Raw genomic sequence first — 13,775 nt, forward strand, 5'->3', positions numbered from 1 at the left:
GACCTTGCTGATTTACAACAGAAAACGTTCAAAGAAATAGAATATTTACAAACATACATAGACCATATATCAAGCTCTATTAAAGATAGAAATCAAAATATACAGGAGTTAATGAGGGCAGATATTTTAGAAAATCCAGAAGAAGAATCAGTGATTATTGATATGTATGAGGGTTATATCAGGAAGGTAATAAGTCATTTCTATCACTCAGCTATAGTTCTTATATATACAACACTAGAAAGTAACTTATCAAACATTTGTTTGCAAATAGAATCACAAACATCCTCGAAACTTCAGTTAGACCATATTAAAGATAACAACATATCCAATAAGTCGATGACATATTTATCTATAACATGTGATTTCAATACACATGAATTTAAGCATGAAACAGATAGGATTAAAAATTTTCAAAAACTGAGGAATGCTATTGTTCATCAAAACTCAACCTTTAAAAATGAAAGGGAACGAATAAGTATAACAACAATGTTCCCACAAATTGAGACTGATGAGCAGAACTTTTATATATCAAGCAATGAGCTGTTAGATGAGTTTTTGAAATGTATCATAGATTATTTTAAAGTTATTTTTATTGAATTGATGAATAAGAAGTTTCTTGTCAAAAAAACAGAGGCTGTATTTTTAGCGTCAGATATTGAGGATGAGATACCCTTTTAGATGTGCATAATTGTTAAGGGGTATGTGACGCCCTTGCAAGGTCGGAGTCTCATTTACTTCACTTTGAATCAACATTCTTTTGTATCAATATCATAGCTTTTTTAAGCATGCAGTAGGTTGTCTTCCTATAATTAACCGTGATGAGGTTATGTGTACCAAATGTCAATCTAATTCATCTGCTCTATCTATTAATACCCTGTAGTCTTGCCTTGGTCTCTGGAATATAAATAAAGTAATATCTAGAGCTGTTTTTTCATCAACAAAAAGCCCCGCCAATCTGATTGGCGGGGCTTTTGCTATTTGGAATGGGGCATTGAATGGCGGCAAGGATTAGAGCGCTGGCAGCATTCCTAAGCTGACGCTGACCTGTACCCCGACAATTAGCACCCCCATGGCGGCGGCAAGACCCAGCGCCACTACGCCACCCGGGGCGCGGTAGTGGTGGGCGGGCGCCTGCTTGCGGCTCTGCCATACCAGCGCCACCGGCAGCAGTACCGCGAGGATCGCCAGCGCAATGGCTGCGTAGCCGAGAGCCATGATAAAGCCCTGCGGGAAGTAGAGGGCAAACAGCAATGGCGGCACGAAGGTGATGAGGCCAGTCTGAGTGCGGCCCTGCCAGTTGTCCTTGCGGCGGGTTGCCTTGGCCATAAAGTCGAACAGCCCCAGCGTTACCCCGAGGAAGGAGGTGGCGAGCGCCAGATCGGCAAACAGGTGCATCGCCTGATTAAACTCAGGCCAACTCACCAGCTTGCCGACGTTTGCCAGCAGGCTGTCCAGCGCGCCGCCGGTTTGCAGCAGGGCTTGCTGGCCGAGCAGACCGAGGATCGCTACCTGCCACAGCACGTAGAGGATCAGCGGCAGGGCTGAGCCCCAGACAAAGACCCGACGCAGCTGCTTGGGGCAGTCACCGAGGTAGAGCATCACGCTCGGAATGGAGCCGTGAAAGCCGAACGAGGTGAAGATGACCGGCAGGCCCGCCAGCAACAGGCCCTGACCCAGCGGCATCGAGAGCAGATGCTGCCCTTCAGTGCGGGGCAGCAGCAACGCCAGCACCACCACCATAATCACCAGTTTGACGGTGAACATCAGCCGGTTGAGGTAATCCACCGAACGGGTACCGACACAGACCATGCCGCCAAACAGCAGGGTAAAGGCCCAGGCGGCCTGCTCCTGGCTGAGGGTCATGCCCGCATCGGCAAGCGCCTGTGCCAGCAGGCTGCTGCCGCCGCTGATGTAGGCGGAGGCCAGCGAGTAGAACAGCATCAGGATACAGAAGGAGGCGATGCGCTTGCCCCAGGGGCCGAGTAGATGATCCGCCAGCTGGTGCAGGTACCACTTGCCGGTGTTGAGGCTTGCCTCTACTTGCAGCATGGCGGTGAAGGCCATCAGGGCCCAGAGGCCGACCATCAACATCAGGGTGGCGGGGCCGCCGAGGGAGGAGGAGGCCAGCGGCAGGGCCAGCATGCCGGCGCCTATGGTGGTGCCGGCAATCAACAGGGTACAACCCAGGGTTTTGGTATTCATGTTATCCATCCGAACGTAGCGGTGTCAGTGCAAACAGGCGATGTCAGCAGTGACGTCAACAAGAGGGGCCGATTGGCGTTATCAGAAGGAGCCTCCGGTGATAGGGCCGGAGGCTAGCAATATCGGAACGGGAACATCTGTACCTAAAACCTGTCAGTTGTAAAAGATGGTTGCCACGTTAGCGGATCAAAATAGCGGAAACAACCCCTTTTATACGGATTTTGTGCTGGCTTGTGGCAACAAGTGGAAATAAATGATGACAGTGGTAGCTAATTGCAGAAAAAAGCACCGAAAAAATGACTGGCAGGGGCTCATTGATACAGGTCAGCCAAGTGGCAACAGTACGGATAAGGGAGCGAGGAGGTGGGCGTTGAGTTGTGCGGCGAACAGGGTGTGGAGGCCGGTTGTTTAGTCGGCCAGACGGTAGAGAAAGCAAAGCGGGCGGGTAGGGTTGTGGGGAAAAACAATAAGGCTGCCGATGCTGGCAGCCTTATTGTCATCTGTTCGCTTTACCCACCCATTGACAGCAAATCGGGTCTGCTTCGAGCAGGTTAGCGACGGCGCTTGAGGGTGCGGCTCACATAGTGCAGCCCGCTCTGGTATTCGCCGTTCACCGCCTTGAGCGCCAGATCCAGCGCCTGGCTTGCCAGCGCGTCGTGCTGCTGGGGCAGGGAGTTGATGCCAAAGGGGAGGAAGTCGAGCAGCCGATCGTCCCCGAAGGTGGCCATGGCGAGCTGGCTCATATCGATCTCTTGCTCCAACAGGTAGTCGAGTACCCCCTCCATCAGGATATAGGAGGTAGTGATCAGTGCTTCGGGTAGCTGACCCAGCTGCAGGTGCAGATCCTTGATCAGGCGATACCCCTCAAGGCGGGAGAAGTGATCCCCCTCGCACAGATGGCGAGCCGCGCTGTGACTGGCGACCGCCTGCTCGAAACCGGCTTTTCGCTCCTGACTGATCGTGAGTGCCGGCAGCGCGGTGATCAAGGCGATATGGCGCAGGGTCGGGGTGAGCAGGGAGCTGGTGAGATCAAAGCTCGCTTTCTCGTTTTCACTGGCGACGGTGACGAACTTGTCGGCTGCCATCGCCCGGTCGATGGCGAGGATTTGGCTGCCTTGCGCCTGCAATTTGCCGTAGAAGGGGTCGTCCGGCGGCAGGCAGCTGGCCACCAGCAGGGCATCCACATGGCGGCTCACCAGCATCTGGGCCAGCTCTTTTTCTGTGGCGGGCTCATCTTCCGAGCAGACGATGAGCAGCTGATAGCCCTGCGCCCGGGCCCCCTGTTCCAGCCGCTTGGCCAGCTTGGCGTAACTGGCGTTCTCAAGGTCGGGCAGGATAAAGCCGAGGGTCTTGGTCTGGCCGCCACGCAGGGAGGCGGCGCGGCTGTCCGGCTGATAGTTATGGGCGGTGACAACGGCCATCACCTTGTCGCGGGTGGCCTGACTGATGCGGTATTGGTCGGCCTTGCCATTGATCACATAGCTTGCCGTGGTGCGCGAGACACCGGCGAGGGCGGCGATTTCATCCAGTTTCATCATATTGGCTCTGTTTGAGTTGCAAGGCCCACGGTCACTGCCGGGTGAGGGCACCGAAAAGTGTGCGCGGGATCATATCATTGAAAAGCACTCTTTGTGGGTACTTGATCAATTCGCTGAAACGATTCAGTCTGAGTGTAAGTGAAACGATTCAGCCTGTCAGCAACGAAGAGACCCAGTGGCCTGAAAATCAGGCCCCGATCACAGTGAACCGTGTTCAGGTCTATTGTCAGCTGGCGAGTTATCCGAATGTTCAATTGTGACGTACCGGCGTGGCCGGAACCTGATGGAGAGTCTCTATGTTGAAGTTGGCGCGAGAGCAGATCTTGCTGGGGCAGTCGGTGGCGACCAAGTCGGACGCCATTGCCCTGCTGGCAGGCAAACTGACCGAAGCCGGTCTGGTGGAAGCGGGCTATGTGGATGGGATGCTGGCCCGTGAAGCGCAGCATGCCACCTATCTTGGCAGCGGCATCGCCATTCCCCACGGCACCACCGATACCCGTCATCTGGTGAAGAACACAGGCGTCATGGTGGCCCAGTTCCCTCATGGCATCGAGTGGGATGAGGGGCAGATCGCCTATGTCGCCATCGGCATCGCCGCCAAGTCCGACGAGCATCTGGGCATTTTGCGCCAGCTCACCCATGTGCTGGGTGACGAGCAGGCGGCAGCTCAGCTCAAAGAGGCCACCGATGCCGACACCATCATCAATATCCTGACCGGCGCCACTGCCGCCAAAGAGGTGCAATACCTGACCCTGGCTGACTTCCCGGCCGATGATCGCGACCAACTGCTGCTGGGAGCAGCCGCCCGCGCCAAGTCTGCGGGCTGGGGCGATGCCGCCATGGTGAGCGCGCTGCTGGCAAGCGAACCTGCCTATCTGGGCGAGGGCGTCTGGCTCGCCCGCGCCAATGTTCAGCAAACAGCATCGGCCCAGACTGGCTGGGTGCTGGCCACCCCGAGCAGCGAACTTCGCGCAGGGGAGCTGCCGGTCAGCGCCATGCTGCTGCTGTGCGCCGCAGATAGCAGCCATCTGCCGCAACTGGAGAATCTGGCCAAACTGGCGGCTGCCGGCCAACTCGCTACGCTGGCGGGCGGCGAGGGACTGGCCATGCTGCAAGCAGGCCCCGCGAGCGGTCTTTCCGAAACCTTCACCATCATCAATCCCCACGGCTTGCACGCTCGTCCCGGCGCCATGCTGGTCAAGGTGGCCAAAGAGTTTGAATCCGACATCCGGGTGGCCAATCTGGATGGCAGCGGCGAAGCGGTTTCCGCCAAGAGCCTGATGAAAGTGATCGGTCTTGGGGTCAAATGCGGGCACCGTCTGGCGTTTCGCGCCGAAGGGGCTGATGCCGAAGCGGCTCTCAAGGGGATCGGTGAGGCCATCGCCGCTGGTCTCGGCGAGGGGGCGCATTAATGAAGATTGTTACCATCACCCTCAATCCGGCCCTTGATCTCACTACTCGCCTCGAGGCGATGAGCCTCGGTGAGGTCAATCTGGTGAGCGAGGCCAACCTGCGTGCCGCAGGCAAGGGGATCAACGTCGCCATGGTGCTCAAGGACTTGGGCCGCGAGGTGGGCGTCAGCGGCTGGCTGGGCGCAGACAATGAGCAGAGCTTTGTCTCCCTGTTTGCAGAGCGTGCGCTGGATGATCACTTTGTCCGTGTCGCGGGCAGCACCCGCATCAACGTCAAGATTTCCGAGCAGTCCGGTCGGGTCACCGATCTCAACTTGCCGGGGCTCACCATCCAGCAAGGGGAAGTGTGCGCGCTGGAGCAGGCCATCGACAAATTGGCACCTCACGCCGAGTGGTTCGTGCTGGCGGGCAGCCTGCCCAAAGGGGTGGCCCCCGATTACTGCGCCCATCTGATCCGCCTGCTCAAGGCCAAGGGCAAGCAGGTGATCTTCGATTGCAGCGGTGCGGCGTTAAGCGAAGGGATCAAGGCGGCGCCGACCCTGGTCAAACCCAATCTGGAGGAGCTGAGCCAATGGGCTGGTCGCCCCATCAAGACCCTGAGCGAGCAGGCCGAGTGTGCCCGCGCGCTGCAGGCGAGCGGGATCCCCAACGTGGTGATCTCCAACGGCGCCGATGGCCTCATCTGGTTTGCCCCGGATGCCGTTTGGCAAGCCATTCCACCGCGGATGCAGGTGGTCAGCACGGTTGGTGCTGGCGATTCTCTGGTGGCAGGTCTCGCCCATGGTCTGAGCCTTGGCTGGGCGCCGGAGCAGACCCTGCGGCTGGCCACCGCCGTCTCGGCACTGGCGGTCAGTCAGGTGGCGGTCGGCTTTGACGATATCAATGTGCTCAACCCTTTACTTGAACAGGTGCGCGTAGAGCGTCTGGATGCGCTGGCACCGGTTCAGTGCAATACCCCCTCAATGGAAAACTCAGGAGATGCCCAATGAAAGCAATCTTGGTTACGGCTTGCCCGGCGGGCATTGCCACCAGCTTTCTCGCTGCAAAACGGATAGAACAGCAGGCCAAACTGGCTGGCTGGGAACTCACCCTCGACGTCGGCTCCAGCGTGCAGCCCCGCCAAGTACCGAGCAAGGAGCAGATTGCCGCCGCCGATCTGGTGCTGGTCGTCGCAAGTGCCCCGGTGGATCTCGCCGCCTATGATGGCAAGCGAGTCTATCAGGGCAGCATGGATCTCGCCCTGCAGGATCCGGCCGCCTTGCTGGAGGCAGCCGCCAGCGGCGCCAGTGTCTATCGTCATCAAGCCGCCTCCGCCGTTGCCAATGCTGCCGCCAAACCGGCCGCCGCAGGCAAGCGCATCGTGGCGGTGACCGCCTGTCCGACTGGCGTTGCCCACACCTTTATGTCGGCAGAAGCGCTGGAGACCATGGCCAAACAGCTGGGTTATCAGATCCGCGTCGAGACTCAAGGCTCGGTCGGTGCCCAGAATGCCCTGACTGCCGAGGAGATTGCATCTGCCGATCTGGTATTCCTCGCCACCGATATCGAAGTGGACATGGCGCGCTTTGACGGTAAGCCGGTCTATCGTACCAGCACGGGCGCGGCATTGAAGAAAACCCGCGCCGAACTCGACAAGGCGTGGAACGAGGCGACACTCTATCGCCACAGCGGTGCCAGCCAGCCCAAGAAAGAGGAAAAAGCAGGCCCCTACAAGCACCTGCTGACCGGGGTCTCCTTCATGCTGCCGATGGTGGTGGCGGGCGGCCTTATCATCGCGCTCTCGTTCGTGTTCGGTATTGAGGCGTTCAAGGTGGAAGGCACTCTGGCCGCCGCCCTGATGAAGATCGGTGGTGGCTCCGCCTTTGCCCTGATGATCCCGGTACTGGCCGGTTACATTGCCTACTCCATCGCTGACCGCCCGGGTCTCGCTCCCGGCATGATCGGCGGCATGCTGGCAAGCTCGCTGGGCGCCGGTTTCCTTGGCGGCATCGTGGCCGGTTTCCTGGCCGGTTACAGCGCCAAGTACCTGAGCGACAAGGTGCGCCTGCCGGTGACCCTGGAAGCGCTCAAGCCCATCCTGATTATTCCACTGTTTGCCAGCCTGTTTACCGGTCTGGTGATGATCTACGTCGTAGGTGGCCCGGTGGCCGGCATCATGAATGCCATGACCACCTTCCTCAACAACATGGGCTCTGCCAACGCCGTGCTGCTGGGTGTCATCATCGGCGCCATGATGTGCTTCGACATGGGCGGCCCGGTCAACAAGGCCGCCTACGCCTTCGGTGTCGGCCTGCTGGCCTCCAAAACCTATGCCCCCATGGCTGCTGTGATGGCCGCCGGTATGGTGCCGGCACTGGGGATGGGAATTGCCACCTTCCTGGCCCGTACCAAGTTCATCAAGGCGGAGCAGGAAGCGGGAAAAGCCTCCTTCGTACTGGGTCTGTGCTTTATCTCCGAGGGTGCCATTCCGTTTGCCGCCAAGGATCCGATGCGCGTTATCCCGGCCTGCATGGTCGGCGGCGCCCTGACCGGTGCGCTCTCCATGCTGTTCGGCTGCGAGCTGATGGCACCCCACGGCGGTTTGTTCGTGCTGTTCATTCCGCACGCCATCAGCAACGTCATGATGTATATCGTTGCCATTGCCGCAGGCTCGCTGCTGACCGGTGTCTCCTACGCCATGCTCAAACGCGGTGAAGAGCAGGCCAAACTGGCCACGGCATAAGCCTCGCCACCCGGCAACACGTCATAACCAAGAGCGGCCTGCGGGCCGCTTTTGGTTTTGTCGGGAGGACAGGTAACCTGTGAGGGGAAGATAGGGAGTGGTTAAAACTCCCAGCCTTGTTGTTCTGGCAACTGGGGTTGCGCTCCTTCCAGCGCTTTGCGCCGCGCAGCCTCAACCCGCGCCTTGCGGGCGCGACACAGACGCATTACATCCTGTTGCTGGGCCGGGCTCATTTTCTGCCAGTTGAAACGCTCCTCGCGATTGCGCAGGCATCCTTTGCAATAGCCCTTGTTGTTCACCTCGCAGACCCCGATACAGGGGCTCTGCAACGGGAATATTTCGAGCTGTTCCATCCATTACCTCGCATATCCTGTCACTTTGTTATAACCCAGCATCCTCCCTTTGGAGAAATCTCTCTTCAAGTGATTGATGTCGTTTGCTTTCCCCCTGCAAATTTGGCATCTTGCCGCCGAGCAGGACTCTTGGTGTTAAATGAGGACATATGAACAAACACGGATTCTGGCTGACCGCGATAGTGCTGGGGTTGGCCGGGTGTGCGGGTAACTCTGACAAAGCAGAGGTGCCAAAAAAACAGACTGATGACAGATGTTTTCTCAACTGCGAGGTGCCGGAAAATCTGGGCAAGCAGTATCTGGACGGTACCTTGCCGGGGGATCTGGTGCGGGTCGAGCGGGTCAACAGTCGTGCCAGTGCCGATTACAGCAAGTTTGGCCCCCAGAGTCGCATTGTCATGCAGCGTTCAGGGCGGATGGCGAGCCGTTATGGTGAACTATATCGTCTGCTCTCCCGCTGGGTAGCGAACGGCGGCAATCCGGCCGACATCACCCGTTACGGCATCAGCCTGGCCCAGCTGGGCGGTGCGGATCGGATGGGCAACGTGCTCTTTACCGGCTACTACTCGCCGGTGCTGGAGGTGCGTCACCGCCCGGATGCCGAGTATAAGTACCCCATCTATGCCATGCCCAACTGCGGCAGCCGTTGTCCGACCCGGGCACAGATCCACCAGGGCGCCCTTGCCAACCGCGGGTTGGAGCTGGGTTACAGCAAATCCCTTATCGACAACTTCCTGATGGATGTGCAGGGATCGGGCTTTGTTCACTACGGTGACGACGATAGGCTGCAATATCTGGGTTACAGCGGCAAGAACGGCCACGGCTATGTGAGCATTGGCCGGGTGCTGATTGACCGCGGTGAAGTGCCCAAGGAGCAGATGTCGATGAAGGCCATCAAGGAGTGGGCCAACCAGCAACCTGAGCACAGGGTCAAGGAGCTGGTAGAGCAGAACCCCTCCTATGTCTTCTTCGAGCGTCGCCCGACTAATGATGTGATCGGTGCCGCCGGTATCCCGCTGCTGCCGCTGGCGGCCGTCGCTGCCGACAAGACCCTGCTGCCGATGGGGACCCCGATCCTGGCCGAAGTTCCCTTGCTCGATAAAGAGGGCAACTGGACCGGCAAGCACCAGCTGCGCTTGTTGATTGCGCTGGATGTGGGCGGGGCGGTGAAGAAGGGTCACCTCGATCTCTACCACGGCATGGGTGAGAAGGCAGGTGTCGCGGCCGGTCACTACAAGCACTTTGGCCGGGTCTGGAAGCTGGGCCTGCACCACGGGCCGACTGCTGCCCCCTGGTTGTAATACTCTGAGGGTTTGGGCGTCTGTCATCGGGCGCTCGAGCAAAGATGAAGAGACAAAAAAGCCGCCGGATTGCTCCGGCGGCTTTCTATTTTGTGCGAGTTGCCAGTCTGTGGCTGCGTCAGCTCTTCTGGATATCCAGCCGGATGGCGCCGACCGGTGTGCAGCAGCAGGGGAGGCACTCCCCCTGGGCGACAAATGCCAGCGGCACATTGGGGTAGTGCACCTTGCCAGCCATCAGCGGAGTGCGGCAGGCGCCGCAATAGCCGCTGCGACACTGGAACTCCACATGATGACCATGGCGCTCCAGGGTCTCCAACACACTTTCGCCGGGATGGGCGTGCAGCACGGCACCATCCCGGGTATGTACCCGTGGTGCCACGACCGCCTGCTGTTCGGCAGCAGCGTGCGGGGCAGGGGTCAGCGTGTTGGTGGCGTCACTCACAGCTCGAAATCACCCAGGTCATCGGCATTTACTTCGCTGTCGATCTGACCCACCAGATAGGAGCTGACCTCCACCTCTTGCGGGGCGACCTGCACGTTATCGGACGACAGCCAGGTGTTGATCCAGGGGATCGGGTTTTGCTTGGTGCCGGCAAAGGCTGGCTGCAGGCCGACCGCGGCCATCCGCAGGTTTGTGATGTACTCGACATACTGGCAGAGGATGTCTTTGTTCAGGCCGATCATGGAGCCGCCCTGGAACAGATACTCGGCCCACTCTTTCTCTTGAATGGCGGCCTCTTTGAACAGGTCGAAACAGGCTTGCTCGCACTCCAGCGCGATCTCGGCCATCTCCGGGTCGTCCTGACCGCTGCGCATCAGATTCAGCATGTGCTGGGTGCCGGTCAGGTGCAGCGCTTCATCGCGGGCGATCATCTTGATGATCTTGGCGTTGCCTTCCATCAGTTCGCGCTCGGCGAAGGCAAAGGAGCAGGCGAAGCTGACGTAGAAGCGGATCGCTTCCAGCGCGTTGACGCTCATCAGGCAGAGATAGAGCTTCTTCTTGAGCTCGCGCAATGTGATGGTCACTTCGCGGCCCGCGACGGTGTGGGTACCTTCACCGTGCAGGTTGTAGAGGGCGGTCGCTTCGATCAGGTCGTCGTAGAAGTGGCTGATGGAGCCGGCGCGCTTCAGGATCTGCTCGTTGGTCACGATGTCGTCGAACACCTGGGCGGGGGTGTTGACGATATTGCGGATGATATGGGTGTAGGAGCGAGAGTGGATGGTCTCCGAGAACGCCCAGGTCTCAATCCAGGTTTCCAGCTCCGGAATGGAGACTAGCGGCAGCAGTGCCACGTTGGGGCTGCGCCCCTGAATGGAGTCCAGCAGGGTCTGGTACTTCAGGTTGGAGATGAAGATGTGCTGCTCGTGGGGGGGCAGGGCCTGATAGTCGATGCGATCACGGGAGACATCCACCTCTTCCGGGCGCCAGAAGAAGGAGAGTTGCTTTTCGATCAGCCGCTCGAACACTTCGTGCTTTTGCTGGTCATAACGGGCTACGTTGACCGATTGGCCAAAAAACATCGGCTCTTTGAGCTGGTCGTTTTGGGTTTGGCAGAAAGTTGAATAGGCCATGGTTACCAGAATGTCTGTATGGAGAAAACAGGAGAGCGGGAGCTTGTCGCTCCCGCCCGGTTATCAGATCTTGCCGTGACTTAGATTTTGCAAGCCCCGCCAGCACAACCGTCATCTTGCAGGTCGGTCTGGGTGTCGTCTGCACCATCACGGGTGTTGTGATAGTAGAGGGTCTTGAGGCCGTATTTGTAGGCGGTCAGCAAGTCCTTCAGCAGCTGCTTCATCGGCACCTTGTTGCCTTCGAAACGGGCCGGATCGTAGTTGGTGTTGGCGGAGATCGCCTGATCCACAAACTTCTGCATGATACCGACCAGCTGCAGGTAGCCGTCAACGCTCGGTTGCTTCCAGAGCAGTTCGTATTGATCTTTCAGGCGATCATACTCGGGCACTACCTGTTTGAGAATGCCGTCTTTGGACGCCTTGACCGAGACCAAACCGCGCGGCGGCTCGATACCGTTGGTGGCGTTGGAAATCTGGCTGGAGGTCTCGCTCGGCATCAGGGCGGTCAGGGTGGAGTTGCGCAGACCCACGGATTTGATCTCTTCGCGCAGGCTTTCCCAATCCAGATGCAGCGGCTCGTTGCACAGCGCATCCAGATCCTTCTTGTAGGTGTCGATCGGCAGAATGCCCTGGGCATAGGTGGTCTCGCCAAACAGCGGGCAGGGGCCGAATTCGCGGGCCAGCTGCACGGAGGCTTTCAGCAGGTAGTACTGGATCGCCTCGAAGGTGCGGTGAGTCAGCGCCAGACCGGAGCCATCAGAGTAGCGGGCACCGTTCTTGGCCAGGTAGTAGGCGTAGTTGATGACGCCGATACCCAGAGTACGGCGACCCATGCTGCCACGCTTGGCGGCGGCAATCGGGTAGTCCTGATAGTCGAGCAGGGCATCGAGGGCGCGCACGGCCAGATCCGCCATCTCTTCCAGATCTTCCAGTTTGTCGATGGCACCCAGGTTGAAGGCAGAGAGGGTGCACAGAGCGATCTCGCCGTTCTCGTCGTCGATGTTGTTGAGCGGCTTGGTCGGCAGCGCAATCTCGAGGCAGAGGTTGGACTGGCGTACCGGCGCCACGCTCGGGTCGAACGGGCTGTGGGTGTTGCAGTGATCCACGTTCTGGATGTAGATGCGACCGGTACCGGCACGCTCTTGCATCATCAAGGAGAAGAGGTCTACCGCTTTCAGGGTCTTCTTGCGAATGGCCGGATCCTGCTCGTACTTGACGTAGAGCTCTTCGAACTTGTCCTGATCGGCGAAGAAGGCGTCGTACAGACCCGGCGCATCGGACGGGGAGAACAGTGTGATGTCACCGCCCTTGATGAGGCGCTGGTACATCAGCTTGTTGATCTGCACGCCGTAGTCCATGTGACGAACACGGTTCTCTTCCACGCCGCGGTTGTTCTTCAGCACCAGCAGGCTTTCCACTTCGGTGTGCCACAGCGGGTAGAACAGGGTGGCCGCACCGCCGCGCACGCCGCCCTGGGAGCAGCACTTCACGGCAGTCTGGAAGTATTTGTAGAAGGGTATGCAACCGGTGTGGAACGCTTCGCCACCACGGATGGGGCTGCCCAGACCGCGGATGCGACCGGCGTTGATGCCGATACCGGCGCGCTGGGAAACGTAACGCACGATGGAGCTGGCGGTGGCGTTGATGGAGTCCAGGCTGTCGTCGCACTCGATCAGTACGCAGGAGCTGAACTGACGGGTCGGGGTGCGCACGCCGCTCATGATCGGGGTCGGCAGCGAGATCTTGAAGGTCGAGACCGCATCATAGAAGCGCTTGATGTAGTCCAGACGGGTATCCTTCGGATACTTGGAGAAGAGGCAGGCCGCTACCAGAATGTAGAGGAACTGCGGGCTCTCGTAGATCTCGCCGGTGACGCGGTTTTGTACCAGATACTTGCCTTCCAGCTGCTTGACCGCCGCGTAGGAGAAGTTCATGTCGCGCCAGTGATCCATGTGCGCGTTCAGCTCTTCGAATTCGGCCTGGGTGTAGTCTTCCAGCAGGTGTTTGTCGTACTTGCCCATGTCGACCAGACGAGCCACGTGCTGGTAGAGGTGGGGCGGTTCGAACTGGCCGTAGGCCTTCTTGCGCAGGTGGAAGATGGCCAGACGGGCTGCCATGTACTGGTAGTCCGGGGTCTGCTCGGAGATGAGGTCAGCCGTCGCCTTGATGATGGTTTCGTGAATGTCGGCGGTACGGATACCGTCATAGAACTGGATGTGGGACTTGAGCTCTACCTGGGAGACCGACACGTTGTCGAGACCCTCGGCGGCCCAGTCCAGCACGCGGTGAATTTTATCCAGATCGATGGGTTCTTTGTGTCCGTTACGCTTCGTCACAAACAAGTTCATTGGCTGATGACCTTTAGTTGATTCCCGAAAAACCATCGCACAATGACACCACCCTGGCCCCGGCGATGTGCAGGTATTGGGTAGAGATTGTGCGATGAATCACAAGATGTAGTGTTATTTTAAGTTCGAGCTACAAGATAGTGAGGTCGGCTACGCATTGCAATGTGTGGATAACTGGCTTGCTGTGGATAAATTGTGGGTGTTGTTGTCTCTGTTAGTGGTTGCTCACAGTGAGCGGGTTTTCATTCGTCCGCTTCGTCAAATGCAAGCCTCCCGATCGAAGATGGAAAATTTAAATAACTTTTTTTGCTTGCGAAACGGGGGGCT

At 58.1% G+C, this 13,775-nt stretch carries 11 protein-coding genes; 5 read left to right on the forward strand and 6 right to left on the reverse strand.

Features of this window, described 5'->3' with window-relative positions:
- The first annotated feature begins 111 nt into the window (after positions 1-111).
- Positions 112-678: a hypothetical protein gene (locus tag G5380_RS02020; RefSeq protein WP_421352289.1), complete on the forward strand. Its 567-nt coding sequence runs from the start codon at positions 112-114 to the stop codon at positions 676-678.
- Positions 679-1,008: 330 nt separating this feature from the next.
- On the opposite strand, the gene G5380_RS02025 is transcribed toward G5380_RS02020, so the two are convergent.
- Both G5380_RS02025 and cra read right to left on the reverse strand, forming a co-directional pair.
- The gene (locus G5380_RS02025) at positions 1,009-2,202 is read right to left on the reverse strand and encodes an aromatic amino acid transport family protein (protein WP_421352290.1); all 1,194 of its coding nucleotides are present in this window, start codon (positions 2,200-2,202) and stop codon (positions 1,009-1,011) included.
- A 551-nt stretch (positions 2,203-2,753) separates the two neighbouring features.
- Positions 2,754-3,740: a catabolite repressor/activator gene (cra, locus tag G5380_RS02030; RefSeq protein ID WP_421352291.1), complete on the reverse strand. Its 987-nt coding sequence runs from the start codon at positions 3,738-3,740 to the stop codon at positions 2,754-2,756.
- 296 nt (positions 3,741-4,036) lie between these two features.
- On the opposite strand from cra, the gene fruB reads away from it, so the two are divergent.
- From fruB to fruA, 3 genes are read left to right on the forward strand one after another with little or no spacing between them, the layout of a single operon-like run.
- On the forward strand, positions 4,037-5,152 hold the full coding sequence (fruB, locus tag G5380_RS02035) for a fused PTS fructose transporter subunit IIA/HPr protein (RefSeq protein WP_421308107.1): 1,116 nt from the start codon (positions 4,037-4,039) through the stop codon (positions 5,150-5,152).
- Positions 5,152-6,141 carry a 1-phosphofructokinase gene (gene pfkB, locus G5380_RS02040; protein ID WP_421352292.1) on the forward strand — a complete coding sequence of 330 codons (990 nt, stop codon included), beginning with the start codon at positions 5,152-5,154 and terminating at the stop codon, positions 6,139-6,141. Before fruB ends, pfkB begins: the two co-directional genes overlap by 1 nt.
- On the forward strand, positions 6,138-7,874 hold the full coding sequence (gene fruA, locus G5380_RS02045) for a PTS fructose transporter subunit IIBC (RefSeq protein ID WP_227342846.1): 1,737 nt from the start codon (positions 6,138-6,140) through the stop codon (positions 7,872-7,874). The genes pfkB and fruA overlap by 4 nt, the downstream gene beginning before the upstream one ends.
- 101 nt (positions 7,875-7,975) lie before the next feature.
- Here the strand turns inward: fruA and G5380_RS02050 are convergent, their stop codons facing one another.
- A complete protein-coding gene (locus G5380_RS02050) occupies positions 7,976-8,227 on the reverse strand; it encodes a DUF1289 domain-containing protein (RefSeq protein WP_216953548.1) in 252 nt (83 codons plus the stop codon).
- 149 nt (positions 8,228-8,376) lie between these two features.
- On the opposite strand from G5380_RS02050, the gene mltA reads away from it, so the two are divergent.
- Complete coding sequence (mltA, locus tag G5380_RS02055) at positions 8,377-9,528, forward strand: murein transglycosylase A (RefSeq protein WP_216953549.1); 1,152 nt, start codon at positions 8,377-8,379, stop codon at positions 9,526-9,528.
- A gap of 118 nt (positions 9,529-9,646) precedes the next feature.
- Here the strand turns inward: mltA and yfaE are convergent, their stop codons facing one another.
- The 3 genes from yfaE to nrdA all read right to left on the reverse strand — a co-directional run bounded on the left by yfaE (position 9,647) and on the right by nrdA (position 13,448).
- The gene (yfaE, locus tag G5380_RS02060; protein WP_421249835.1) at positions 9,647-9,970 is read right to left on the reverse strand and encodes a class I ribonucleotide reductase maintenance protein YfaE; all 324 of its coding nucleotides are present in this window, start codon (positions 9,968-9,970) and stop codon (positions 9,647-9,649) included.
- Entirely contained in the window at positions 9,967-11,100 is a 1,134-nt protein-coding gene (gene nrdB, locus G5380_RS02065) for a class Ia ribonucleoside-diphosphate reductase subunit beta (protein ID WP_216953550.1), read from the reverse strand. The genes yfaE and nrdB overlap by 4 nt, the downstream gene beginning before the upstream one ends.
- Before the next feature lie 80 nt (positions 11,101-11,180).
- A complete protein-coding gene (gene nrdA, locus G5380_RS02070; RefSeq protein WP_005345365.1) occupies positions 11,181-13,448 on the reverse strand; it encodes a class 1a ribonucleoside-diphosphate reductase subunit alpha in 2,268 nt (755 codons plus the stop codon).
- Between the last annotated feature and the right edge of the window lie 327 nt (positions 13,449-13,775).

Source organism: Aeromonas sp. 604443 (assembly GCF_049170315.1).
GTDB lineage: Bacteria > Pseudomonadota > Gammaproteobacteria > Enterobacterales > Aeromonadaceae > Aeromonas > Aeromonas veronii_A.

Bases quoted from the DNA above. Each gene is read 5' to 3' on its own strand.
- G5380_RS02020 (WP_421352289.1), top strand. From the start codon at position 112: ATGAGGGCAGATATTTTAGAAAATCCAGAAGAAGAATCAGTGATTATT.
- G5380_RS02025 (WP_421352290.1), bottom strand. From the start codon at position 2,202: ATGAATACCAAAACCCTGGGTTGTACCCTGTTGATTGCCGGCACCACC.
- cra (WP_421352291.1), bottom strand. From the start codon at position 3,740: ATGATGAAACTGGATGAAATCGCCGCCCTCGCCGGTGTCTCGCGCACC.
- fruB (WP_421308107.1), top strand. From the start codon at position 4,037: ATGTTGAAGTTGGCGCGAGAGCAGATCTTGCTGGGGCAGTCGGTGGCG.
- pfkB (WP_421352292.1), top strand. From the start codon at position 5,152: ATGAAGATTGTTACCATCACCCTCAATCCGGCCCTTGATCTCACTACT.
- fruA (WP_227342846.1), top strand. From the start codon at position 6,138: ATGAAAGCAATCTTGGTTACGGCTTGCCCGGCGGGCATTGCCACCAGC.
- G5380_RS02050 (WP_216953548.1), bottom strand. From the start codon at position 8,227: ATGGAACAGCTCGAAATATTCCCGTTGCAGAGCCCCTGTATCGGGGTC.
- mltA (WP_216953549.1), top strand. From the start codon at position 8,377: ATGAACAAACACGGATTCTGGCTGACCGCGATAGTGCTGGGGTTGGCC.
- nrdB (WP_216953550.1), bottom strand. From the start codon at position 11,100: ATGGCCTATTCAACTTTCTGCCAAACCCAAAACGACCAGCTCAAAGAG.
- nrdA (WP_005345365.1), bottom strand. From the start codon at position 13,448: ATGAACTTGTTTGTGACGAAGCGTAACGGACACAAAGAACCCATCGAT.